Annotated in this window: 21 protein-coding genes; 7 read left to right on the top strand and 14 right to left on the bottom strand. The window is 46.1% G+C overall.

The features are described 5' to 3' along the window. Positions 1 to 108 precede the first annotated feature (108 nt). The 9 genes from ABXR35_RS19430 to ABXR35_RS19390 form a co-directional block, all read right to left on the bottom strand. A complete protein-coding gene (locus ABXR35_RS19430) occupies positions 109 to 1,152 on the bottom strand; it encodes an ATP-grasp domain-containing protein (protein ID WP_367063702.1) in 1,044 nt (347 codons plus the stop codon). Beyond that, positions 1,139 to 1,978 carry an HAD family hydrolase gene (locus ABXR35_RS19425; protein WP_367063701.1) on the bottom strand — a complete coding sequence of 280 codons (840 nt, stop codon included), beginning with the start codon at positions 1,976 to 1,978 and terminating at the stop codon, positions 1,139 to 1,141. The genes ABXR35_RS19430 and ABXR35_RS19425 overlap by 14 nt, the downstream gene beginning before the upstream one ends. Further along, positions 1,978 to 3,156 (bottom strand): cysteine protease StiP family protein, encoded by a 1,179-nt coding sequence (locus tag ABXR35_RS19420; protein WP_367063700.1) that lies wholly within the window; start codon positions 3,154 to 3,156, stop codon positions 1,978 to 1,980. Before ABXR35_RS19420 ends, ABXR35_RS19425 begins: the two co-directional genes overlap by 1 nt. Beyond that, the gene (locus tag ABXR35_RS19415; RefSeq protein WP_367063831.1) at positions 3,149 to 4,573 is read right to left on the bottom strand and encodes a phosphoribosyltransferase family protein; all 1,425 of its coding nucleotides are present in this window, start codon (positions 4,571 to 4,573) and stop codon (positions 3,149 to 3,151) included. Before ABXR35_RS19415 ends, ABXR35_RS19420 begins: the two co-directional genes overlap by 8 nt. A 76-nt stretch (positions 4,574 to 4,649) precedes the next feature. Beyond that, positions 4,650 to 5,855 (bottom strand): HpcH/HpaI aldolase/citrate lyase family protein, encoded by a 1,206-nt coding sequence (locus ABXR35_RS19410; protein WP_367063699.1) that lies wholly within the window; start codon positions 5,853 to 5,855, stop codon positions 4,650 to 4,652. Positions 5,856 to 6,127: 272 nt separating this feature from the next. Next, positions 6,128 to 7,429, bottom strand: a complete 1,302-nt coding sequence (locus tag ABXR35_RS19405) for a TerD family protein (protein ID WP_367063698.1) — start codon at positions 7,427 to 7,429, stop codon at positions 6,128 to 6,130. A 198-nt stretch (positions 7,430 to 7,627) separates the two neighbouring features. Beyond that, positions 7,628 to 8,206, bottom strand: coding sequence for a TerD family protein (locus ABXR35_RS19400; RefSeq protein ID WP_367063697.1), 579 nt, complete (start codon positions 8,204 to 8,206; stop codon positions 7,628 to 7,630). Positions 8,207 to 8,296: 90 nt separating this feature from the next. Next, positions 8,297 to 8,896 carry a TerD family protein gene (locus tag ABXR35_RS19395; RefSeq protein ID WP_367063696.1) on the bottom strand — a complete coding sequence of 200 codons (600 nt, stop codon included), beginning with the start codon at positions 8,894 to 8,896 and terminating at the stop codon, positions 8,297 to 8,299. A 451-nt stretch (positions 8,897 to 9,347) separates the two neighbouring features. After that, positions 9,348 to 9,575 (bottom strand): hypothetical protein, encoded by a 228-nt coding sequence (locus ABXR35_RS19390; protein ID WP_367063695.1) that lies wholly within the window; start codon positions 9,573 to 9,575, stop codon positions 9,348 to 9,350. A 318-nt stretch (positions 9,576 to 9,893) separates the two neighbouring features. Here ABXR35_RS19390 and ABXR35_RS19385 point away from each other — a divergent pair, with 318 nt between their 5' ends. From ABXR35_RS19385 to ABXR35_RS19370, 4 genes are all read left to right on the top strand, one after another. Next, positions 9,894 to 10,175: a hypothetical protein gene (locus tag ABXR35_RS19385; RefSeq protein ID WP_367063694.1), complete on the top strand. Its 282-nt coding sequence runs from the start codon at positions 9,894 to 9,896 to the stop codon at positions 10,173 to 10,175. 835 nt (positions 10,176 to 11,010) lie between these two features. Then, positions 11,011 to 12,363, top strand: a complete 1,353-nt coding sequence (locus ABXR35_RS19380) for a DNA-binding protein (protein WP_367063693.1) — start codon at positions 11,011 to 11,013, stop codon at positions 12,361 to 12,363. Positions 12,364 to 12,424: 61 nt separating this feature from the next. Then, positions 12,425 to 13,744 carry a hypothetical protein gene (locus tag ABXR35_RS19375; RefSeq protein ID WP_367063692.1) on the top strand — a complete coding sequence of 440 codons (1,320 nt, stop codon included), beginning with the start codon at positions 12,425 to 12,427 and terminating at the stop codon, positions 13,742 to 13,744. Between the two features lie 285 nt (positions 13,745 to 14,029). Beyond that, positions 14,030 to 15,424: a DNA-binding protein gene (locus ABXR35_RS19370; protein ID WP_367063691.1), complete on the top strand. Its 1,395-nt coding sequence runs from the start codon at positions 14,030 to 14,032 to the stop codon at positions 15,422 to 15,424. A 132-nt stretch (positions 15,425 to 15,556) separates the two neighbouring features. Here the strand turns inward: ABXR35_RS19370 and abc-f are convergent, their stop codons facing one another. The 3 genes from abc-f to ABXR35_RS19355 all read right to left on the bottom strand — a co-directional run bounded on the left by abc-f (position 15,557) and on the right by ABXR35_RS19355 (position 18,763). Further along, complete coding sequence (gene abc-f, locus ABXR35_RS19365; protein WP_367063690.1) at positions 15,557 to 17,197, bottom strand: ribosomal protection-like ABC-F family protein; 1,641 nt, start codon at positions 17,195 to 17,197, stop codon at positions 15,557 to 15,559. A 731-nt stretch (positions 17,198 to 17,928) separates the two neighbouring features. Beyond that, the gene (locus ABXR35_RS19360; RefSeq protein ID WP_367063689.1) at positions 17,929 to 18,096 is read right to left on the bottom strand and encodes a hypothetical protein; all 168 of its coding nucleotides are present in this window, start codon (positions 18,094 to 18,096) and stop codon (positions 17,929 to 17,931) included. A gap of 85 nt (positions 18,097 to 18,181) precedes the next feature. Continuing rightward, a complete protein-coding gene (locus ABXR35_RS19355) occupies positions 18,182 to 18,763 on the bottom strand; it encodes a VanZ family protein (protein ID WP_367063688.1) in 582 nt (193 codons plus the stop codon). Positions 18,764 to 19,165: 402 nt separating this feature from the next. On the opposite strand from ABXR35_RS19355, the gene ABXR35_RS19350 reads away from it, so the two are divergent. Then, a complete protein-coding gene (locus ABXR35_RS19350) occupies positions 19,166 to 19,744 on the top strand; it encodes a pyridoxamine 5'-phosphate oxidase family protein (protein WP_367063687.1) in 579 nt (192 codons plus the stop codon). A gap of 45 nt (positions 19,745 to 19,789) precedes the next feature. Here the strand turns inward: ABXR35_RS19350 and ABXR35_RS19345 are convergent, their stop codons facing one another. Continuing rightward, positions 19,790 to 19,990, bottom strand: a complete 201-nt coding sequence (locus ABXR35_RS19345; protein ID WP_367063686.1) for a hypothetical protein — start codon at positions 19,988 to 19,990, stop codon at positions 19,790 to 19,792. Positions 19,991 to 20,256: 266 nt separating this feature from the next. Here ABXR35_RS19345 and ABXR35_RS19340 point away from each other — a divergent pair, with 266 nt between their 5' ends. Further along, entirely contained in the window at positions 20,257 to 21,819 is a 1,563-nt protein-coding gene (locus ABXR35_RS19340) for an FAD-dependent oxidoreductase (RefSeq protein WP_367063685.1), read from the top strand. Between the two features lie 260 nt (positions 21,820 to 22,079). Here the strand turns inward: ABXR35_RS19340 and ABXR35_RS19335 are convergent, their stop codons facing one another. Next, entirely contained in the window at positions 22,080 to 22,451 is a 372-nt protein-coding gene (locus ABXR35_RS19335) for a YrhK family protein (RefSeq protein ID WP_367063684.1), read from the bottom strand. 262 nt (positions 22,452 to 22,713) lie between these two features. Between ABXR35_RS19335 and ABXR35_RS19330 the strand changes: the two genes are divergently transcribed. Further along, positions 22,714 to 24,009: a homocysteine synthase gene (locus ABXR35_RS19330; RefSeq protein ID WP_367063683.1), complete on the top strand. Its 1,296-nt coding sequence runs from the start codon at positions 22,714 to 22,716 to the stop codon at positions 24,007 to 24,009. Positions 24,010 to 24,120: the final 111 nt, after the last annotated feature.

Below are 24,120 nucleotides of genomic sequence, written 5' to 3'. Positions count from 1 at the left end.
AAATTCGTCATGCCCTATGCTACGTGCCTACCTGTCCGCCGGTTGCGCCATTCTGGCAATTTAAGTCTTATGTCACAGATGACGTATCTATCGACATCATGCAGCGACCTATTCTCCTATTTTACTCATAATCAGTGGCTGCTCCACATACGTGGTCAGCAATCCGAATTCCGGTTGCGGCACGTTTACCTCGTATCCAAGCGCCAGCTTCACTGCCAGATAAGGGAAATTAATACCGGTCAAACAGGACATATGCAAACCGCCGGACATGCGCGGATTGATTTCAAGCGCTTTGGGCGTATCGCCCTGATAAATTAGCTGTAGATTATAATTATAAGGAATCCGATAATAACGTGCTACTTTGGCGGCGATATCCAGCAGCTCCTGATTTTGCTCCAATAATCGTGAGCGTCCGTCCCCTTTACGGCGCGGAATGGCTGCCAGCAATTCTCCTTCTGGCGAAGCAAGACAATCGATACTATATTCCGGTCCTTCTAACAGTTCCATCACCATTAATTCAGGAAATGTCTCTGCCGCTGACAACGTCTGATACACCTGATCAAACGATACCTTGGCACTGACCGTGCTAAACAATTCCTCCAGCGGATCAAATTCATTGTTAATGACACGGAAGCCCACACCGCCCTCCATTCGAGTCGGCTTAAAGCATACCTTCAATCCCAGTGCAGCGATACGTTCATATGCCGCCTTGAATTGATCTGCCGTTTGTACCACCTCATATTCCGGCACAATCATCAGCTGCTGCTCATCCGCCGAACGGAAGAAGTTGCCTTTGTCCTCAATCTCGTCTAGCAGCTTAATATCCGTGCAGCAAACCAGCTTCACACCCATCTGTGCAAATTCATCTGCTGCCGCCACTACATAGCGCATTCCCCAACGTGGTACGAATACCTCAATCTGATGACGACGGCAAAAGTCGAGGCAAAAGTCAGCGTATTCCCGTCCAGTCAACACCGGCTCTACTTCCGTATAATCGCAGGACAGCAGCGATACATGCTCTGGATCGCGATGAGAGCCATACACTTCAAATTCCAATCCGTCTTCGTTATTGCGTACCGCTTGAATATAATGATACCCTACCGCAAAGCTGCGGTTAAACCAGATTCGGATCTTTTTATTATCTGTACTCATGCTTGGCAATCCCTTCCCTATCCATAATATCCGCTACAAATTGCACAATGTCGTCCGACGCCAGAATGCCGGAACGTTGGGTAAACGCAAAGGAAGCCTCGCCCAGTGTCCCATTTTGACTAGCGCGATACAGCTCGCCATGCGCCGGTGCGATGCTGGAATCCGCAGCATCCAGCAATCCGCGATCCAGCAGTGAATCGCCGGAAGCGATAATATGTGTCGCACCGGTCATTTCCCGTACTCGCTGCATCGCCCGATTTTTGCTAACAGCAAATGGCACCAGATACACCTTGCGTCCTTGGATCGACAGATCCCAACCCAGCTGCGCGAGTTGCGGACGTAGCGCCATCACCTGCTCATACGGCATCTGCTCTCGATTGACCAGCACCGAGAAGAATGTATCCTCCCAATAGCTCTCCTTGATCACCCACTCCGGCTGGGCAACCCCGTGAAACAGCGATATCGCTTCCGCCGCCGGTGCCGCCTTATCGCGCACATCATCCATGATGTACTGATGCCATTCCTGATCGATATTGCCGTTGATCAGAATATGCCCTCCATTGCTCGTAATCGCATAAGCTGGAACCACCACATCACGGAAAATATGAATGCGATGGTACAGCTCCAATACACGCGTCGTCACCGGCACAAATGGAATCTGCGCAGCGATTTCTTTTAACGTATTCAGCGCCTGAATGGAAATATGCGACACAACGCGCTCATCCACCATCTCGGCAACCATCATGATACGCGGATCGATCTCCATCCCGCGCGAGCGTTCAGAGTAAATCAGCGTCTGATCCAGATCACTGGCATATAACAGCATCAGCAATCACCTTCTCTCGGTTTAATGATGCCGCAGCAGGCATACGTCATCTCAGGCTGCACTTCTACCGTTGCTCCGCGCTCATGCGCCAATAGTAAAATATGACGCAGATGTGGATTGTCCTCGCGATTAATGAGAATTTTCCAAGGTACTCGGCGTAGCAGTACACGCGTCGTCTCGCCAACGCCCGGCTTGATCAGATTGATATCGCGCAAGCCGTACTGCTCTTGAATGCCTCGGATGTCCTCCATGCCCTGCCAGTCCGCTGGCATCGGATGCTTCAACAGTTGCTCCGCCTGCTCCTGCGCCTGCAACACCACATCTTCAAAGCAGTCGCTGATCGTATCTACAAACGCATTGGATACATCCTGCTCCAACCAGTATTTATAATATTTCGATCCATGAAAATCATCTTTCCCGATCAGATCATCCCGCAGCACCGTACGGCTCATCAAGCCTGAAACGGTCGAATTCAGACATGCGCTTGGAATTAGAAAATCCGCTCGCGTGCCATATGTATCCGAGCAGCGCCCCGGATCAGCAAGTACCGCCAGATCATCATTCAACTGCACCCCGTACTTCTCGGCAAATTGACGACATGACTCCACCAGCACGCGACGAATCGCTCCTTTGCCTGTCCAGCCGTCGATGAACTGAATCTCTGTCTCCGCTCCATGCTGCTGCAAAATATATTTGAGCGCATTGGTATCGATGCCTTTACCGCGAATAATGGAAATGCTGTAATGCGGCACATCCAGCTCATGCACCTGCTGCAAATACCGCTTGATCAAAATACCAACCGGCGTACCTGCACGCGCCAGCGATACCAGCACCAGCTTCCGCCCACGCTTACGCAAAATCAGCTCACTGACCACACCTGCCGCCAGTGCTACTTCCTGCGCTGATTGCTCAAGCGCCGCATGATACAGCTGCACATATTCGACTGTCGGCTGATATTCCTGCGGCAACATTTCCGAATAATGCGTGCCGGTCTGGATCGCTTCCTCGCGCTCCTCTGTGCCGCGTTCCAGATTCACATCACTCAGATCCTTCAGCAAAAAGACGACATCCGACCGGTCATAGCTCCCTAGTTGCGCTGGGTCAGCCAGCTTCGGCTGATTCCAATCGTCAAAAGAAACATCTGCCGCTTCACTGGCAGTCCCATTCCGCTCACTCATGGATATTCCCCTTTCCATCCACTTGCTCCACCTGCGGACCACAAACAACGATGTGAATATGTCGGAATCCGCGCGTGCGCAGTACATCAATCAATTCATCCAGATGCCCCGGACGCACATCCCGTTCCAAAAAGACAAACACATCGTCATATCCCTGACGAGGAATATTGTACACATAATTGCTCACACTGCGGTCTTCTGCCGAATGGAATACATAGCCCGAATGAATCGCATAATCCGGCGCTTCCGTTCGATATACCGGGCTGCGAGTCGTCGAGTGATACCGTATACCTTCACCCATCTGCGCCCCAATCCGCATCGGTACGTACATAAATTCTTCCGTACCCAAACATAGCGTCCGCTCGCCGCTACGCAATTCCCGCAAGCGAGCGCCTGCTGCCGCAATACTTTTATCCAGCAACAGATTATCCACCGATGCCAGACCAAACCGTCCAGTATGCTTCACAAATGGCGACGTATGCACCTGCTCCAACCCATCCACTGAAGCATGATCATGCAGCTGCTGGAACGTATCATCTAGATAGATCCATTCTACCGGCACCTGCTCATCCATTTCCTCCAGCATAAATGGCGGATGACTCAGCGCCGCCTGCCCTTCCACTGTTATATTGCCTTTGATCAATGACAGCGGCACAATACGGATATTCAGCTCCTGCTCCAGCTCGGCATAACGCTGCACATGCTCTGCACTGCGCCAATCCAGCAGGGAAGCCACATAATACGTTTGCCGTGGATATTGCTCATGAATCGCACGGATAATATTAAGCGTCGTTTTCCCAGTCGTAATCTCGTCATCCACCAGTACAATCGACTGCGTACCGTCGATCATGCCATCCTGCTGTGCATAACAACGATGCGCCACCGCATGGGAATGCTCCTCTTCAAATTGGATCACTGGCGTCAGATCAGGAATATGGTGCCGAGTCGTATGCACATAGGTCGCTTCCTGACGGAACGGCGCATACATGCTATGTCCGAGCGCAGTCGCCGTCTCTGCAAACCCGATAAATGACAGTGGCTGCTTCGCTTCCAATTGCACAGCCATCAGCTGCTCATATGCTTCCTTGGCACCTTCTCCGGTTGTTAGCGCCCGTAGTACAGATGGCAACAGAGATTCCACCATATTAGTATTGTGCTGGGCGGCATCGTCATCCTCATGGTATTCAGGTTTAGCAGCCATTGGAGAGGATAAAGTGTCATCAGTAGCCGAGGTCAGTCCATCCACAGTTGCTTGATTAAATTCATGTTCCGCTTGCCCTTTGTGCAATTCTCGATATAGCAGCAGTGACAACGCCGCACCGCTCAACAGCGACACGTACGGATCAACCGCCAGATGCTTGCCCAGCACCTTGCTGACAAATAGGAACGAGCGCTTGGGATTAATGCGTGCCGCCATGCCGAACAGCGACTCTAGTGGCAATTGAAATGGATTCTGCTCCACTTCTACCGTGACAGTCAGCTGTTCCAGCACCTTATACGTATACACGGCGTTCTTGTTCTGAGAGTAAAGAGATGAAATGTTGTTGTTCATGCAGCACCCCGTATATTTTTGATCTAGCCATTACTTTTTGCGCCCAATTCAGATGGGGCTTAATTTCGTTCATTTTGTTCGCATAGCCGCTTTTGAATACACCCAGCTCGCCGTTATTGCGCTCAATGATGCCCAGTGCATCGTCATATTCCTCGCGTGTGACCGTATACATCGATTGCACAAGCCGGATGTGGGAAGGATGGATAATCGTTTTGCCGATGATACCATTTTCCTTATCCATCATCACCTCGCGCATCAAACCGTCCACATGACGATTAATATAGTCATTGCGCAGTCGGCGTCCATCATCACCCAATGCCTCTTCAAACGGCGACTGTCGAATCTGCGGCTTCAATACACGCTCTCCGCTAAAATACTCCCATACTGGTCCTGAGATGACATACGGCGAATCCATACGTCCAAAAATATTAATAATATCTGCAATACAATCTCGAATCGGCGCAATCTCATAAATGGTCACATCCGAATTACGGCGCAATCCGAATAAGCTGGAGAAGTCGGTAGCCCCAATGCGTACATTCAGCACATATTGCTTATACTGATCTAGCACGCGCTTAATACCCAGCAGCGCTCCCAATCGACTTTCGCGGTAAATGACCTCTGCCGTTTCCAGAATCGGCAGCCCGTACAGCACCGGCGCGTACGCACCCGACAACTCGTTATACTCGGCAATCATTTCAAAATAAAGTTGTCCCTGCTCCGCCCCAAACTTAGGCAGCATAATGCCAGTAATCAGCTCCATGCACTGATCCATCCGCTGCAAAACACGTCGTAGCTGCTCCACACTGCGCACTCGGATAAACAGCAGCGGCACCCGCTCCTGTACATCTGGGTCCTCCTGCAATGCCGTACGCAGCTGCTGCAATTGCACATGCAGCGACATCTCAGCCGCCTCTACCTGCTGATCGCCAATCGCATCCTCTAGATCAAACACCCATGTCGTCAATCCCATATGCTTGCCAGACAATATGTCTGCCGCAATCGTCTGCCGAGTTGCTGGGCAATACAGCGCCGCTCCTACCGCGTATGATAACAGCTCCTGATCCGAAGCATTGCAATACCTCGTAGGTAGCGAATAAAACAATTCCTGCTCTTCAGCCGGCGACAAATAATTAAAATAACGCATAATACCCCTCCCGGTATAAACCAGCTCATATGAAGATTGGCAGTACGTAACATAGTAAAATGAAAATAAAGTCCCTCCTATTGCAGCACAGGAGGGACTCTCATCATCCGACATGTGGTATGTCGGTCAGATTACAGCTTGCTTGTTCCATACCGTATAGCTTTCGTTGCAGACCAGATCGTCATTGCCATACTTGCGAATGAAGCTGTCCGATCAATCTCACAGTTCCATTCTCCACCACATACCGATGTTCGGCATATCGCAAGCAATGATTATTTTCGTCCTGCTTTCCAGCGCATATTCCAGTTGAAGGCAAGGTCCATTTCCTGATGACCGCTAAAATACTGTACAACCTTCTCAATACTGAATGTCTCTCCTACATTGCGAATCATCGCGACCGCACACATCGTACGGCGATTATCCGGCTCATCCAGACGAACAATAATATCCGGTCCGCCCTGCTGGTAGATCGTAACGACACCATCCGCTTCCGTCCAACGGCTAATCCCTTCATAAATAAAAGAGAATACCAGCACCCGCTTAATATCAGATATGCGATTGCCGTTGATGCGCATATTCTCACCATTGGTACGTTCACCAGTGCGATCATCCGCATCCAGTGATATATAAGGTGGTACATCAATCCGACCAAAGGTGTTGCCCAGTGCCTGAATCACACCTTTGCTGCCGTCCTGCAATTCATATAGACAGCCCAGATCCAAATCTGTACCGCGACTGCTACCGCTACTACCACCAAAACCAAACAGCCCGCCGCTTTTCTTCTGCTGCTGTCGATTCCAGTTCAGGTTGATCAACAGCTCACCAAGCGAAACGCCCGGCTTTTTCTGCAAATTGATCACATCACCCTTTTTCTTCAACTCAATCTTGGACAGGTTCAACGGAGCAGACGGCGGTGTTGCCGGTGGCTGAACGGGTGGTGACGGAATCGGCGGTGCAGGGGGAGCTGGTGGTGGAGATGGAATCGGTGGCGTCGGAGTCGGTGTAGGCTGCTGCGAACCAGACGGCTCCTCCACCTCAATTCCGTAACTACCGCACAACTCCTTCAATCCACCAAAATAACCCGCTCCGACCGCAGCGAATTTCCAATCCGACTGATACCGATACAGCTCACCGATCACAATCGCCGTTTCATTGGAAAAGCCCGACTCCAAATTGTAGCGGAACAATTCATTCTGTCCCGCTTCCTGTATTCCTCGTATGTACATATGCTGCACACGACTAAAATTATTACCCGGTGCATCTGCATTATAAATCGTCAGCGTCAGTGCAATCCTATCAATATGCTGCGGAATACGCTGCAATTGAATCGTAAATTGTCGTTTGTCACTGCCGCTCGCCTGATCGATATAGCTAATAAACGAATTCCCTGTATTCCCATAAAAGATCAGATCATCATCGCCATCCACCTTGCCATTCGCACGTAACAAAAACGCCGATGTATCCAGCTCCAATCCAGCGGACGCCTGCCATCCCAGCAGTACTGTGAACTGACTCATGCCGGGATTGGTTTTGGTGATGTCCGTTTTTTGCCCTCTGACTATATTGATGCTCATCTCTCGCCCTCCCGATGTTCATGCTGTCAGTCACCAGATGCTGTAAGATGCCACAAGCAAATCATACAGCATTGTCCTGATGATAAAATGACATACAGGAACGTGCCCTGTATGTCATTAGGTAATCCAGAAAGCTCATATACAGACCTGCCGCAAAATCATCCAGCAGATCGTGTTGTTCTTCTATACAAATAGAGATTAGCCTTGCAGACCGTAGTCGCGTACCAGACCGGACAGACCATCACGGTAGCCACTGCCGATTGCGCTGAATTTCCATTCGCCGGAATGACGATACAGTTCACCGACAACTACACCAGTCTCAATAGAGAAGTCTTCACCCAGATCAAAGCGAATCAGTTCTTCATTGCTAGCGTCATTGATGATGCGTACATAAGCATTGGAGACTTGACCAAAGTTCTGGCTGCGCGCTTCTGCTTCATAGATGGTGATTGTAAAAGCTATTTTTTCTACTGCTTGTGGTACGTTTGGCAGATCGATTTTGATTTGCTCATCATCGCCATCACCCGCACCTGTACGGTTGTCACCGCTGTGTACAACGGAGCCGTTTTCGTTTTTCGGGTTATTAAAGAAGATAAAGTCTTTTTCACTGGCTACTTTGCCTGCACCATTGGCGCAAAATACGGATACGTCGAGGTCAAAATCGCCGCCGCCGTCATATTTGTTCGTATCCCAGCCCAAGCCAACTGTAATTTTCGCCAGTCCAGGGTTGGTTTTAGTCAGATCGATTTTTTGGCCTTTACTCAGGTTAATTGGCATAGTCAGTTCCCTCTTTCTTCGATTAAGTATACGTTCTGCAAATATTGGTATCTTCCTGCATGGATAGCAGAGAAATGAATACCTATTGTGTTACACATATTGGCGAGCCAAAATGTCCACATGCGCCGCCTGTTTTCCCTGACCAATCGCATTGAATTTCCAATCGGAACCGTTGCGATACAATTCGCCAGTGACAAGAGCTGTCATACCTGCATAATTGTCAGTCAGATTGTAGCGTGCCAGCTCTTCGCCGGTTTGCTCATTGGCAACACGGATATACGCGGAGGAGATCATACCGAAATCCTGACGGCGCTGTTCCGCCTGATAAATATTTACCACAACTAGAATCTTGTGAACATCTGCCGGTACTTTGGACAGATCAATAAAGATTTGCTCATCGTCGCCTGCACCTTCGCCAGTCAAGTTGTCGCCACTATGGCGCACCGAACCACACTCACTCGTCAGATTGTAGAAACAAACCAGATTGCCTTTTTTGAGCAGCTTGTCGTTTTCGCTGAGCAGCAGGGCGGATGCGTCACAATCGACATCAGCTCTCGCCTTTTTGAAGCCGAACAGACCGCGAGATTGCGATTCTGCCGGGTCCCAGCCTAGACCGACCAATAGACGGGTAAGGTCGCTTCTGCCCTTGGTCAGATCAATTTTCTGTCCTTTTACGAGATTAATCGTCATAAATGATACGAGCCTCCTCTTAGGTATTGCTAGATAATACTGCGCAGGCTGCAATTCCGTTTCATTTTTTTGTAAAAAGGAAATAAAATATGTCTTACATCAAGAGAAAGGCTTTGGCAGGAAAGCCTCTTCATTTCCATTCTAACAGACATGGAGGCAGGAATGAAAATTTGCCTTTCCGCCCCATCGCTGTACATGGTAGTTACAGGTAATATGTATGAATAATGACAATCCAATCTATGCTTATTGTCCCATAGGTTAGCAAAAAAGAATTCTCGTCCTTTTAGTTATCTACAAAGATCAAACGAGTGTAAACTTCCCGTATAACGGTATAAAAAAAGCGCCCGAATCATTGGTTCAGGCGCCTGCTTGGCGATTATCGCTAGTACGTATATAGTCGATCAACATTGCATGTGCTCGTCACCGGAATCGAGTGTAGAACTGACGTCCGTTATCCCACATGCTTGTTGTGCTTGGTTGATGAATGTCTGGAAAAGTAAAGCGAGATGATGTCCCCCAACAGCAAAAGTACCAAGGCGACCAACGCCGTACCTGCTGCCTCCTGCGCACTATTCTGTAAACCGTACATCCAGAACAGATAAACAATAGCGGCAAGAATCATGTTACCAATCAAACGTTTTTGCACAAAAGAAGTGAAGGCTGTAAAAAGCCTATTCATGGTGGACCCTCCATAAGATGTAATATGCTCCCGGCATAGTTTTTACCCGATATTCGTCATGTATAAACAGGTAAAATTGGATGAATTTCGGCAATTTTTATTATCGTCATACACTCATTTGCCGTTCACCTTGTATGCGGATACCGCAGACTCTCATTATTATGTATTTCCATGCTTGTCACCAGTGCATAATTGACTAAATCAATCATTAAATCTTTGTCGAAATATATCAATTGTTGCCTCGTAAATCTATATTTGACTAGTTCTTAGCTGCACAGTAACGCAAATAACACCTGGACAGTGTTTCAGGTGCAAGACATGCAGCAGCTCGCCTCCGACGAAAAATATTTCGGAAACTATTGGTCAATATGGAATAGTGAAAAGAAAATCAACGCAAAACAGACCTATGCAGCAGCACCGATCAGGATCGGCAGCCAAGCTGTACGCTGCTGCAAACGACAGGACGACAAAGATACTCAAACCATGTGCGTAAACGAAATGGTGCACAGTCAGGCTGGGGCGCGTAACCGGGCAGAGCTGTTTCCGCAGAATGACTCTTGTGCTCATTATGACAGATGTTTTCAAAAAACGTGTTTTTAAAGTTATATAAACAATTGTTTAATTTAAGGATATTTAGATAAAAAGAAAGAGCCCGATCATCTGGATCTGGGCCTTACCGTTGGTGTTGCTTATGAATTGCTATGGTATAGCTATGTCTTGCTACTGGTCAAGCTATGTGGTGTTCTATGATATAAAAAACGTGTTACTTATGATATATGTGCTTATGGGTGTGGCTACGGTCTTGCTACGTGGTTGATGCTACCTCTTCTTCCTGCTTCCGACGAACGAGACAAACGCTATGATTAATATCTTTCTCTATGTGTATTAACAAGCACTATGCCCCCGTCTGTTCACCGGTACAGGTTCACATTCAAACTTCGGTGAAACGTTACGACAACCATGCAGGCGACAACGCAAGTCAGTCATCTCATGAAGTAGCTAACTTGTCTCACCTACATCTCTTATTATTACAGCAGTTTACAAAAAACGAAGTTATTTTTTTTGTAATCATACCCTTTTTTTTGAATTAATGATCGTAAACTGGAATGATGAGTACTGCATATAACAAGTTACCAAAAATGAAGTTTCTCTTTTTTGAGTAACCTATATAATAATAAAAATTATCATTTTTTGGCAAAGTTGAGCACATTCGGTTGGTCTGGATACAGGCTTATACGTCTGTGCTCTAATTCGGTATCCCGATAAAGATATGGACGGATTAGCATAATTATTACGTAAGGATCATGAAAATTTTTACAACGAAAATGAAACGTAATCACTAACTAGCTACGTAATAGATGGATAAGTCGTACAATGGATTGCACCGGTGCTGCATCAGATCCGTTCTATGCCTTACAGGAAGGGAATGATCCGCATGGATAGATTAATTACACTACGAACCGAACTTGAATCCGAAATCCAACGCCAGGGTTATTCCCTGAGCAGCTTCAGCAAGGCGTCTGGGATCAACCGCGGAATCCTGAGCGCTACCCTGAATAGCAACCCGCCCAAACCGATGTCTATCAATCAGCTGGATGGCATGGTAAAGGCGCTAGGCAAGCCCGAAGGCTGGCTGTATGAACAGTTTGTTGAGGAATGCTTCAACGAGTCCGGTAAGGCAAACTGGCGGCGTGTACGCCCACTATTACTGCGTTGTCTGGACCTTCATCGAATCGATTTGATTCGCCGTACATTGGATTTGCTAATGGAGAATCCGGCACATGTCAGCCACGTGTTTGAAATGGCGGAGGAGCTGGTCGCACAAGAGCGTGGCGCAGATGCTGTGCCACTGTATCAGTGCGTGATTGAGAATGAACGCAATTACCAGTCGGAGCGATTGGCGATTAGTCAGTACCGCTTGTTTCGTGCTGCGCTGGGACATAATATCGAGGACAATTTGAAAGCAGCGCTGATCTTTGAATCGTTTCGCAATCGGCTGCCTGCGCATTTGAAGTTGGATGCGTTGCTGAAGTTAGGGAATATTTATTTTACCGTTCAAGACTGGGATGCTTTGCTGCTGACAGCAGATGAACTGTTTGTACTGGCGGACTCTCTGTATCAATATAACCGCAAACACTCTCGTGCCGTCCGCAAACAACCGTATCCGCCTGCGGAACGTCCACTTGTGTTCTACTATGCGCAGAGCTTTATATTAAAGTTTGCCGGTTATGAATTGACTGCTCGTTATGATCTAGCTCATGAGGCGTTAAAAGGTTTTAGCGATTTGAGCTGGTTTGAAGATAATCACCCTGAACATACCCCGTATGTTGAACGTTTGGAACTGGTAGCCTATTTTAACAAATTGAATCTGATGTTGCTGGAAGGCAATGACTCTTGCCTACCTGAATATTTAAAATTGATGAGAACCTATCCTGGTGAAATTTTGCCCAGTCTGATGATCATCATTCAGGCTGCTGCCGAGCATGGATTCAATATTGATCATATTTTGGAAGAACATTATGATTTGCTTTATCCAGACGATATTGTAGAGCCATTAAAATTAGGTAAGATCACCAATCAGCATTACTCGGATATTGCTGTTGGAATCAGTCGCTATATCAGTATTTATTATCACTTAACGCTGTATCAATGTAACCGCAATTTCTATGATCAACGATTAGAGAAAATTTTGGCATCGTTGGAGTCTGTTGTCGAAAAATATAATCGAGGACGTATTTTAGATTGCTTGAATCTATTAAGAAAATTAAGAGATTTAAAACATATATAATTCCTTCAACAAATCAATTCTGGAATCTAAACCGAATTTCGTATGCAAGGTGGGAATATACATGGATCACATTAAAACTTTGCGTCACGAAATAATCAAAGAACTACAAAAACAAAATTATTCTTTGAGCATGTTTAGCAATCTTTCCGGTGTAAATCGTGGAATATTAAGTTCTACTCTTAACAGTGATAATCCTAAACCGATCTCCATTAATCAGTTGGATCGAATGGGAAAAGCACTCCAAAAGCCGCAGGGTTGGCTATATGAGATTTTTATTCAAGAATTATTTGGTGTGCGTGACAATCTAAACTGGCGCAGAATTCGCGCATTATTACTTAATTGTATCGAAATCAATCAGTTTGATTGGATACGCTATATTGTTGATATGTCTCTAGAAAAATATGAATACATTGAAAAAGTATTTGAATTAGCCGAGGAACTGGTACATCAAGAAAAGTTAGATGCTGCAATGATTTGTTATCAAAGTATTGTTGATAACGAACGTTATTCACATTCAGAACGCTTGGCAATCAGCTATTACAGGATGTATATGATTAATCGCGATCAAAATATTGAGGATGATTACCAAACAGCAGTCCTTATGCAACAGTATCAAAAACATTTACCGGATCATCTTAGATTACAGGCACTTACCCATGCTGCTGGAACCTATTATTGGGTGAAAAACTGGATTTTACTTGAACAATGCGCCGATGAATTAATCAGTTTGACTAATCGTATTTTGAATAAGTTTCCGAAAACCACGTATACAGACCCCTATTTTCACCTTGATATTCCGCGACCATTTGTGCGTTATTATGGACAATCCTACTTAATCAAGGGTACTTTTTATGAACATACAGGAGATTACGAGAAAGCGTTAGAATATGCCTATAGATATTATGATTTGACTCATCTAAGGGGCATAAGCGAAGAAAGTGATTATGAAATTGATAAACTATACATTTATGCGCAAGGTAATATATATGGTATGAATCTTCATATGAGTAAATTTGAGATTCTTGATAACTATGTAGATTTCCTAAAGCAAAATCCTGAAGAAATTGTGCCTGGATTATTACTTATTCTTACAGTCGCTAACAGGCAGAATACTAATGTAGATTGGATCGTCAAACTATTTGAAAATCAGATCGATTCATTTTTAACTAATAAGAGTAAAACATACTATGCTTCTTCTGCTGTAGACGGCTATTTTGTAAATATGGTTTACCAACTAGCTTTGTATCAATCTAAACAAAAAAAGAACTATAAACAATTACAAAGAACACTCAAAACCTTTGAGCGTTCAGCTAGTCGATATAATATGAAAAGAACAATAGATATGACTCCATTACTCACAAAATTAATTCAATTACCTTAAAGCTATCTGTCTCTCCAATAAGAATCAGCTATATTGCTTATATAGCAATATAGCTGATTCTTATTTTTTGTCTATGAAACCAATTTAATATTTTTCACAAAAAAACACCTATGGTTATTGAATTGCCGCATGTTACCTATTTTTGATACCTAATTCGCTATTTTTTCATTAAAAGTAATTGACCACAGTTCAAACTGCAATATATAATGTAATAAATTTGAAACCATGGGTTTACTGGGGCGCAACAAACGGGAAACTTTCGACATAAAGGGGTGTGTTCGGTTTATGATTACCAACACCACAACCATTAGACTTGAAATTGAAAAAGGAATTCGGCAAAAAGGGCATTCATTGAGCAGCTTCGGTAAATTGGCTGGTATCAACCGCGGAATTATCAGCGGTATTTTAAATGGTAACCCGCCAAAATCCATTTCGATCCGCCAGTTGGATTTGATGGCTGAAGCACTTGGTCATGAAGAAGGCTGGATGTACGAGTATTATGTGGATGAATGCTTTATCAACGAAAAGGCAGATTGGCGCCGGATCAAAGCATTTTTGATGAGATGTACCGAGATTGGTCGTTATGACTGTATTCAAGCTGTATTGGATCGTCTAATGGAAGATTTGTCGAATACGGTTTCAGTGTTTGGATTGGCTGAGGAATTATACGAGGATGGAAAGGTAAAAGAGTCTATTCCTTTTTACGAATGTGTGATTGAGAATGAAAAACATCAGCATTCGGAACGATTGGCGATTGCGCATTATCGGGTATTTAGAGCTTCGATTGGTGAAAATACAGAACAAAACTTTAGAGCAGCCGTACGTTTCGAACCTTTCCGTGATCGTTTACCTGAACATTTTATGTTGGATGGTTTGTTAGCATTAGCTAATTTATATTATGTATTAGAAAACTGGTATTATCTCGAAAGATATGGCGATGAATTAAATATTATCAGCCAAGCCATCTATACTGAACGCCAAAAAAAATTTAAAGAAACAGGTTTTTATGAGCCCCTCCAAGCTGAAAGAAGATTAGTAGTCTATTATGGTCAAAGTTATGTTATAAAATCTATCGCATTAGAATATCTGGGTAGGTACGAAGAAGCAAAAGATTATGTTACAAAATATGCAGATCTCAGTTGGTTTGAAGAACTTGATGAAGTTGGTTTAAAAGAAGTTGCAAAATTCAAATCATTTGCTACTGCAAATATGAATAATTTGAATCTTCTTCTGGGGGATACATCCAAACTAGATGCATATGTATCTTTCTTACTGGATAATCCAAATGAAATATTGCCTAGTCTTTGCGTGATCTTACAAGCTGCGAATGAAAATAATTTTTCTATCGATAATATTTTAGATAAACTGTACTCCAAAATTTCTTTGGATCAGGATTATTATGAGGTTACTGCTTCGTTAAATAGATATATTGATTTATATTATCAGCTTGCAATCTACCATTATAAAAAAAGTTCATATGGTGAAGCTATTGATAACACTATTGAAAGTTTACGTTTATCGATTAAAATTTCTAATAAAAGCAAGATTTTAGATCGTATTCTAATATTTGAGCAGCTTAGAAAATTCGCAACTGATGAGCATCTAAATCATTATAATACTATTATAGAGGAGGCTACAGCCAATGAAAAAAGTCTTTTTTTCTTTAATTCTAGTACTTAGCTTAACTTCTCTCACACTTTCTCCAACTACTACTTATCAACATGAACGTTTCACCACACTAAGCAATGGCATAGGCGGCTAAATCAATAAAAAACCTAAACTCTTAAATCGAGTTTAGGTTTTTTATTGATTTTAACTATTTTTCTGAATTTCTTGCTGGTAATCCTCATAATTCCCCAACGTCACTTTCAACTCACCTTCACCCAAACTCCAAATCTGTCCCGCAATCCGATTGATAAAATATCGATCATGCGATACAGCCAGAATGGTTCCTGGGAATTCTTCTAGTGCTTCCTCCAATGCTTCTCTTGAGGAAATATCCAGATGATTCGTCGGTTCATCCAAAATTAGCAGGTTCGGGCGTTGGTGCATCAGAATCGCTAATCGCAATCGGCTCCATTCTCCTCCCGATAGACCCGATACTTTTTTGAACACATCGGGACCATAAAATAAGAACTTGGCAAGCTGACCGCGGGCGGCGCCTTCTTCCATACGCGCGTGCAGTTTGAACCATTCCAGTACCGTTTCGCCAGCATCCGGTGGAGCGGCTTCTTGTGCCAAATAACCAGTATCAGCACGAGAGCCAAGGCGTAATGTACCCGCATCTGGGGCTTCCTGACCGAGGATCATACGCAGCAAGGTGGTTTTACCAGCTCCGTTCCCGCCAATGATCACAGCATGTTCGCCATAGCGCAGCAAGGCAGACGATTCTTGCAGCAGCGCTTTGTCTCCGTAGCTTTTCCACACCTGATCCAGCACCAGCACACGCTCACCGGAGCGTCCTTTCTGTTTCCATTCTAGATCAATCTGGGCGCGTTCCATCACTGGGCGCTTGACCTTTTCCATGCGGTCGAGCGCTTTTTGCATGGAAGCGGCGCGGCGGTGGAAGCCGGGGTTCGGTGGATTGGAGCGATTGCCCCAATCGATAAGGCGCTTGATGGATTCTTTGATGCGTTTGATTTCTTTTTGCTGATCCTGATAGTTCTCGTATTGGTTGATCAGACGGCGTTGTTTCTCCTCGCGATACGCAGAGTAGTTCATCGGATACGCTGTAGCTTCGCCGTCTTCCAGCTCGATGATCTCCTGCACGACTTTATCTAAGAAATAACGGTCATGGGAAATCACGACAACGGTCGCGTTTGAGCCGCTGATAAATTGCTCCAGCCAGACGACGGCATCCATATCGAGATGGTTGGTCGGCTCGTCGAGCAGCAGAATATCTGGATTGGTTAGCAGCAGTGCCGCCAGCGCTACACGGGTCTTTTCCCCACCAGACAGACGATTGACGGATTCGTCGTAGCGTGACTGTGGAATGCCGAGTCCGGCAGCGATGGCATCGATGCGGGCAGACATCTCGTATCCGCCCTGATCTTCAAAACGATCCAGTGCTTCGCCGTACTCGCGCAGGGTCTTATCCATCTGCTCTGGCGATTGATCTGCATCGCTCATACGGAGCGTTAACTCCTCCATTCGCTGCTGCAATTGCAATAGATGGTGGAAGCTTTCGCGCAGTATATCCATGACGGTTGTGCCTTCTGCATAGTCTGGTACCTGTGCCAGATAGCCGACGCGTGCACCTTTTTGAATATGCAATTCGCCCTGATACGGACGTTCCTGACCAGATAACAGACGGAACAGGGTCGTTTTGCCAGCTCCGTTTAGACCAATGAGACCAATCTTGCGACCGCTGTGAATTTCAAGGGTGACGCTGGACAGCACCTGCTGAGCGCCGTAATATTGTTGAACCTGCTGACAGGCAATCATAATAGACATAGATTTCATTCTCCTCGTGTGAGGCAGCCGGACGTGTTCTGTTTGTTCATGTAGAGCTGGCATTTGAGTGTACCTGAGCGCCTGAGTTCTAGGGTTCTAGAGTTCTACATAAACAGACTATTATTTTATTGAATATAACTGTAGCTTTCGCTGTATGGGCTTGGTTATGGATTGGATCAGCGAATACAGGTATATGGAAAATAACGACAAGAACGGCTGCGCTAATTTATTGAGAAGATATACCGACCCAGCGAATGGCTGTGATTTGGTTATCTTCGTAAAGTAGATTGGTTGAGGAAATGCGCTTCTGCCTGTCAGCTCGGATTACGATGTATTCCGCATATATTCGTTGTGGGTTCTCAACACAACAAAAAAGCCGCAGGGGAAATGTCCCTGCGGCTGTCATGGATGGAGTTGCGGTAGAAATAACAACGGATATAGATCCGTGTCATTCTACTGATCCGAGTATGCCAACCATGTTGCAATGATGGACCGAGCATATCGGTTCTACCATGTGCATCATGTACGTTCGTGCGAAACAAACGATGAGTTGAGCATATTCTCGTGGGTGCAATTCCGAAGACAACTGTTCATTCACGATACGGTGTGCAGCGGATGGCTATGGATACGATTGTCGCGCAGACAATCGTATTCCGAAGCTGATCCGTGGATTAGGACGGTGATCCATGATGGAGATATCCATTCATCACACAGATTCACTGTCATAACATTTATACTGCTGAAAATCCGACCGAGGCTGAAGGCAGGAGCGGCATTTCGCCATTTTGGAAGTATTCATTTTTGGACAGACTTCTCCCGTCTTCGTAAAATGTGCCTGCAATACTATATACGCCAGCAACTTGGTGCTCTAGCGCAATAAACAATGGGAAATTCAACATCCTGCCTCACCTCCTTTGGTATAACATCGTCTGCAATGCCCCGTCGCCCCTTCCCAGAAGCAGCGGATTGCATACGATGTCGTTATTATATCTTTTTTACCACAGACGGAAACCATTTGGCAAGCTGTTTTTGTACAGCCGCGCTTCGTAGCAGTAGTCGCAGGATTGCCCAGCCTAGCATAGCGCCTGTAAAATTAAACATAATATCGTTCACATCGACCGTCCGATACGTGAAGCCAAGCAGCAGATCGATGATGCCTTGCAGCGTCTCGATTAGCAGTCCAATGCTGACCGCAAACAGCAGCATACGGCGCGTAGTCATAGAGATAAGCAGCGGCAGGATCAGACCATATGGAATGGTCATAAGCACATTCAGATAGTTCGATTTATCGACCAGAATCGAATCGTAAAATTGGGAATGAAATGGGATCAGATTCAGCCGTACCATGCCTTTATCGCCACCAGTGATACGCATGAGCTCTAATAATTGCGGATCAACGGGAAATGGGAAAAAGGTATATTTGATCACATTCAGCAAATAGATACCAAATAGCCCTGCCACAAGAAGCTCTGGCAGCGATTTATGATACAATCGGCGCAGGATCAGCAAGAACGCCAGCACGAGCACAATACCGATCAGCCAGATGGTCGTATTGAATATTAGCATAGTATCTCTCCTGTTCCGTCGATGATTGGATGGCTCGAAGATGATCCATCATCCGTTTCGTATATACGGCGCTGGATGCAAATTCTTATTGTACAGGGTTTGCGGCGTACTATGCAAAATGCCACTGCATGGCGCTTGGTTATGGTCTATGCTGACAGATGCGCGGTTCATAAACAGCATGCAGGCTAAAGCTATATGACAAGGGACAAAGAAAAAGAACATTCCAAACTAGTCGCTGACCTAATTAGGGAATAATATTAACAGTGGTTCGTACTTTGATTACTACTAGTACTGGTGTTGGTAATCATATTGTTACCGCTATTTCTAATGATACAGATACAGATACAGATACAGATACAGATACAGATACAGATACAGATACAGATTATGGAGGAAATATATATGAGCAAGCAAGATGAATATATGTACAAGAATGCGCAAGAAAATACAGCACAACGCAACGAGCAATCTATCGAAAGCAATCTATCTCATGCCAATCCCCCGCATACGAATGATACCGAACAGCCAATCGTGCTCTCCCCTGCTCTGCTAGAGCTATGGGATGGACAGCAATTGGAGGACAAGCAGCATCTGGCTATGCTCTTACTAACGGTTGGTGAGAATGGCTTCCCGTATCAGGCGATGGTAAGTGTGGGTGAAGTGCTGGCAATGGATGAGCAGCATGTGCGGATTGCGCTGTGGACAGGGACGAATACAACGGGCAATTTGCAGCGGGATGGTAAGGCGCTGCTGTCTTTTGTATATCAAGAAGTAGGCTGGACACTGCGGTTGCGGATGAAGGAGTTGCCCGCACTGGAGAATTCTATGTATCCGCGGGCGCGGTTTGAAGGTACGGTAGAGCATATCAAGCAGGATATTGCGCCATATGCCGATCTGCTGACCGGCGTGACCTTCCGGCTTCACGAGCCGGAGCAAGGATTGGAGCGCTGGAAGACGACGCTGGATGAATTAAAACTGTGATGGTTCGTCATTGTGGATCTATTGGAGCCAACACATGAGTAGGATTTATTTGCGCATACGGCGGTTGGCGAGGACGCGGCGGACGATTTTCTGAATGAGCAGCGGTAGAACGAAAGCCAATACGGCAACGACCATCAGCATATAAGCAAATACATTGTTCGGATCAGATGGGTTAGACAGTACGGTTCGGACAGCGAGACCGATCACAACGAGGCACGTAATCGCTCTCATGATAATAAATCGCATAAATGGAAATCCCCTTTGTTCAAATGGATACTAGATGCAAACTCCGCTTCATCTTACCCGAAATATCAGTGGTTCCGCAACGGTTGCAGCGATGATTTTGCGCATTCCAATGATGCGAATATGTATTGTTGCGGGGTTTGCCATATTTGACTGTATTTACATTCATCCTGAAAATCATTGCTTGTTCTGTACAGGTAACGGTTAGATTCCCTACAGGAAGTGGTAATGAATGATGATACCTAGACCACTGATACAGGAGGGACAGCATGAAGGACGATACGAACCAAGACATTACTCGCAAAGCCGCAGAAATCGAGTTACCGGAAGCCCCCTACTCCTTTTGGCGAGCAACGACGGAATTTCCGACATTCGCTCCCTTAACGGAAGAACTGGATGTGGACATTGCCGTTGTCGGCGCAGGCATTACCGGAGTGACCGCTGCTTATTTGTTAGCAAAAGAAGGAAAGCAGGTCGCGCTGTTTGAGGGCGGCAAGGTGCTGAATGGCACTACCGGCTACACGACTGCCAAAGTCACCTCCCAGCATGGCTTGATCTATGATCATATTCGCAATCACTTTAGCGATGAAGAAGCTATTCTGTATTACGAAGCCGCCGAGGAAGCCAAACGCTTCATGCAGCAAATCGTACAGGACAACGGGGTAGATTGTGATTGGCAGGAAGAAACGGCGTATGTATATGTGGAATCTGGCAGCTCGGAGCTAAAACATCTAAAAAAGGAAATGGATGCGTATCGTGAGCTGGGTATTCCCGGCGAATGGGTAGAATCCTTGCCGATTCCGCTGCGTGTGGAAGGTGCGATTGCGTTGCCGGGACAGGCACGCTTTCATCCGCTGCAATATTTGAAGTTTCTGCTGCTGGAATTTTTACGATTGGGCGGAACGATCTACGAGCATACGATGATTGAAGAAGTAGAAAATGGCGACCGTCCGCGGTTGTTGGTACAGGATAAGGATTTTGGCATTACTTGCAATACAGTGGTGTCCGGTTCGCATTATCCAGTGACCGATCAGAATGGGTTTTATTTTGCCCGCTTGCAGCCGGAGCGTTCGTATACGCTGGCGATTCGTGCGGAGACGCCATTTGAGAGTGGCATGTATATTAGTGCGGACGATCCGAAGCATTCGCTACGTTCCGCTACCTTTGATGACCAGCAGTATGTGATTGTTGGCGGCAAAGGTCATCGTACGGGGCAGGAAGAGGATACGATTGCGCATTATGCCGATCTGGAAGTATTCGCAGGCAAGCTGCTGGGCATCAAGGAAGTGCCGTATCGCTGGTCGTCTCAGGATCTATATTCGCTCGATAAGCTGCCTTGTATCGGCTATCTGACGAGCGATACGCCCAACATCTATGTGGGTACTGCTTATGCCAAATGGGGCATGACATCCGGTACACTGGCAGCGATGATGATTACTGATATGATCATGGGTCGAGATAATCGCTATACCGAGCTATTTTCCCCATCTCGCAAAACGCCAGTGCTGAAGCGCGTACAAAATGCGATTAGTCATAATTTGACGGTAGCCAAAGAGCTGGTGACTGGCAAAGTAGACTTTAATCTGCGCAAAGCAGATGAACTACAGCCGGACGAAGGTGCGGTTATCTGGCAGCGAGGCAAGCGCACCGGGGCATATCGCGATCCAGAGGGGCAGCTGCATCTGGTGGATACGACGTGTACGCATATGGGCTGTGAGGTGCAATGGAACGATGCAGAGCGCTCATGGGATTGTCCATGTCATGGTGGACGGTTTGATTATAAAGGGGAAGTATTGGAAGGTCCGCCGACGGAGGCGTTGAAGAAGCTGTAATGGTTAGCTAATGCTTGTTTTAGCTAGGTTGGCTGGTGCTTCCGCTTTAGCTTACACTCTATAAAGCCGCTATCGGATGCTGAATGTTCCAGTAGCGGCTTTATGTATGACCTTGTGCTATACGCACAACGGTCGAATATTGGATTTTATATATGGAATAACCGTATACGTGATGATTAGATTTTGGTGTACTTCATGGTACGCAATCATAGTACGCAATCTGTGTAAAATAAAAGCACACTTATAAGGACTTATTTCCATTAGCAGCCCTTCTCTTCGGTCACTTTCATCTCACTTGTTTTCTTGCCGTCATCCTCTTCCTGCGTGATCCACTCGATATGAAATTTGCGGATCATGGCGAGTATGGCACGGAATAGCGTATTGGCGTTACCGATTATGAACATGATCGTACCGGTCTTTGTATCGCTCGTAAAAAAGAAATAACTACCGATCAGGAAGCAGACGGTCGTGATGATGTCATTCAGTAGGCTGATTAGTTCATAGCAATTTTGCGTCACCAGCCGCCGATCCTTGAATTCAACGGTTAGCTTGTACGAGTCGGGGCGGCGGATACGAATACGGTTTCGTTTTAACGGCTGCGGCGACTGGGCTTTGTCTTGTTGATTGTTCATGTTGCAACCCTCCCTCCGATGCACTTACCCTTGTACGGAAGGGTTATAACAGAATTTTGCCAATCGAAAAGGGTAAACATTTGTGTCTGACGCGTCTCGTTCATGCTGAATTTCAGCAATAGGGGATTTGCAGATGTATAGCGGTGGATGTATCGAAATCTTCTATACGGTATTCATTTTTGTATAAACGTCAATTAACGATTGCTTCCGTCATGCTGACATGCGAGAATAGGTTCAATTCCAACACAGAAGGAGAATGATCATGACTGAACCGAATCCGTATTTATTGGAAACTCTCGCTATTCACGCTGGACAGGAAATCGACCCAACGACGTTTTCACGTGCTGTACCGTTGTACCAAACATCGTCGTATGGCTTCCGCGACAGTGAGCATGCTGCTAATTTGTTTGCACTAAAAGAATTCGGCAATATTTATACCCGATTGATGAATCCGACCACTGATGTGTTTGAAAAAAGGCTGGCTGCATTGGAAGGTGGCGTGGGTGCGCTCGCGACAGCATCCGGTCAGGCAGCGATCACCTTCTCCATTCTCAATATTGCGGCGGCAGGCGATCATATCGTGTCCGCAGCGAGTTTGTATGGGGGTACATATAATTTATTTGCACATACGTTGCCCAAGCTGGGCATTACCGTATCCTTTGTCGATTCGGATACACCGGATAATTTCCGAGCAGCGATCACAGAAAACACAAAAGCACTATATGCGGAAACAGTCGGCAATCCGGGCGGGAATGTACTGGATATTGAAGCAGTCGCCGCCATTGCACATGAGCATGGCATTCCGCTGATTGTGGATAATACCTTCCCAAGCCCGTATTTGCTGCGTCCGATTGAGCATGGCGCAGATATTGTGGTGCATTCGGCAACCAAATTTATCGGCGGACACGGCACTTCGATTGGCGGTGTCATTGTGGACGGTGGCAAGTTCGATTGGGCGGCACATGGTAAGTTTCCGGGGCTGACCGAGCCTGATCCAAGCTATCATGGTTTGGTGTACAGCGATGCGCTCGGTCCACTGGCGTATATTATCAAGGCACGTGTGCAGCTGATGCGCGATCTGGGTGCGCCGATCTCGCCATTTAACGCGTGGCTGTTGTTGCAGGGATTGGAAACGCTACATCTACGGATGGAACGACATAGTGAGAATGCGCTACAGGTGGCGCAGTATTTGGAGCAGCATCCTGATGTAGAGTGGGTCAGCTATCCGGGGCTGAACAGCCACCCGTCGTATGAACTAGCGCAGAAGTATTTGCCGCTGGGGAAAGGTGCGATTCTGACCTTTGGTATTCGCGGTGGTGCGGCAGCGGGTCAGAAGCTAATCGGCAATGTGAAGCTCTTTTCCCATCTGGCGAATGTGGGCGATTCCAAGTCGCTGATCATCCATCCTGCCAGCACGACGCATCAACAGTTGAATGAGGAGCAGCAGTTGTCTGCGGGCGTGAATCCAGAGCTGATCCGGCTGTCAGTCGGCACGGAAAACATTCGCGATCTGATCAACGATCTGGAACAGGCGATTGTGATTAGTCAGCAGGGATAGATCATCCGTATACAGAATTGTCGTACTTAATATCACTAGCATTCTATATCGTTAATTCACATGCAATCGCTACTTCACATGCAAAATGCCTGCTTCTTTCGCGGAAGCAGG

The sequence above is a fragment of the Paenibacillus sp. JQZ6Y-1 genome, from assembly GCF_040719145.1.
GTDB lineage: Bacteria > Bacillota > Bacilli > Paenibacillales > Paenibacillaceae > Saccharibacillus > Saccharibacillus kandeliae.
The sequence above is the reverse complement of the archived record's forward strand: the minus strand, read 5'-3'. Positions and strand labels throughout refer to the sequence as shown.

What these genes read in the sequence shown, in the direction of transcription:
- ABXR35_RS19430 (WP_367063702.1), bottom strand. Translation starts at nt 1,152, where the DNA reads ATGAGTACAGATAATAAAAAGATCCGAATCTGGTTTAACCGCAGCTTT.
- ABXR35_RS19425 (WP_367063701.1), bottom strand. Translation starts at nt 1,978, where the DNA reads ATGCTGTTATATGCCAGTGATCTGGATCAGACGCTGATTTACTCTGAA.
- ABXR35_RS19420 (WP_367063700.1), bottom strand. Translation starts at nt 3,156, where the DNA reads ATGAGTGAGCGGAATGGGACTGCCAGTGAAGCGGCAGATGTTTCTTTT.
- ABXR35_RS19415 (WP_367063831.1), bottom strand. Translation starts at nt 4,573, where the DNA reads ATGGCGGCACGCATTAATCCCAAGCGCTCGTTCCTATTTGTCAGCAAG.
- ABXR35_RS19410 (WP_367063699.1), bottom strand. Translation starts at nt 5,855, where the DNA reads ATGCGTTATTTTAATTATTTGTCGCCGGCTGAAGAGCAGGAATTGTTT.
- ABXR35_RS19405 (WP_367063698.1), bottom strand. Translation starts at nt 7,429, where the DNA reads ATGAGCATCAATATAGTCAGAGGGCAAAAAACGGACATCACCAAAACC.
- ABXR35_RS19400 (WP_367063697.1), bottom strand. Translation starts at nt 8,206, where the DNA reads ATGCCAATTAACCTGAGTAAAGGCCAAAAAATCGATCTGACTAAAACC.
- ABXR35_RS19395 (WP_367063696.1), bottom strand. Translation starts at nt 8,896, where the DNA reads ATGACGATTAATCTCGTAAAAGGACAGAAAATTGATCTGACCAAGGGC.
- ABXR35_RS19390 (WP_367063695.1), bottom strand. Translation starts at nt 9,575, where the DNA reads ATGAATAGGCTTTTTACAGCCTTCACTTCTTTTGTGCAAAAACGTTTG.
- ABXR35_RS19385 (WP_367063694.1), top strand. Translation starts at nt 9,894, where the DNA reads ATGCAGCAGCTCGCCTCCGACGAAAAATATTTCGGAAACTATTGGTCA.
- ABXR35_RS19380 (WP_367063693.1), top strand. Translation starts at nt 11,011, where the DNA reads ATGGATAGATTAATTACACTACGAACCGAACTTGAATCCGAAATCCAA.
- ABXR35_RS19375 (WP_367063692.1), top strand. Translation starts at nt 12,425, where the DNA reads ATGGATCACATTAAAACTTTGCGTCACGAAATAATCAAAGAACTACAA.
- ABXR35_RS19370 (WP_367063691.1), top strand. Translation starts at nt 14,030, where the DNA reads ATGATTACCAACACCACAACCATTAGACTTGAAATTGAAAAAGGAATT.
- abc-f (WP_367063690.1), bottom strand. Translation starts at nt 17,197, where the DNA reads ATGTCTATTATGATTGCCTGTCAGCAGGTTCAACAATATTACGGCGCT.
- ABXR35_RS19360 (WP_367063689.1), bottom strand. Translation starts at nt 18,096, where the DNA reads ATGTTGAATTTCCCATTGTTTATTGCGCTAGAGCACCAAGTTGCTGGC.
- ABXR35_RS19355 (WP_367063688.1), bottom strand. Translation starts at nt 18,763, where the DNA reads ATGCTAATATTCAATACGACCATCTGGCTGATCGGTATTGTGCTCGTG.
- ABXR35_RS19350 (WP_367063687.1), top strand. Translation starts at nt 19,166, where the DNA reads ATGAGCAAGCAAGATGAATATATGTACAAGAATGCGCAAGAAAATACA.
- ABXR35_RS19345 (WP_367063686.1), bottom strand. Translation starts at nt 19,990, where the DNA reads ATGCGATTTATTATCATGAGAGCGATTACGTGCCTCGTTGTGATCGGT.
- ABXR35_RS19340 (WP_367063685.1), top strand. Translation starts at nt 20,257, where the DNA reads ATGAAGGACGATACGAACCAAGACATTACTCGCAAAGCCGCAGAAATC.
- ABXR35_RS19335 (WP_367063684.1), bottom strand. Translation starts at nt 22,451, where the DNA reads ATGAACAATCAACAAGACAAAGCCCAGTCGCCGCAGCCGTTAAAACGA.
- ABXR35_RS19330 (WP_367063683.1), top strand. Translation starts at nt 22,714, where the DNA reads ATGACTGAACCGAATCCGTATTTATTGGAAACTCTCGCTATTCACGCT.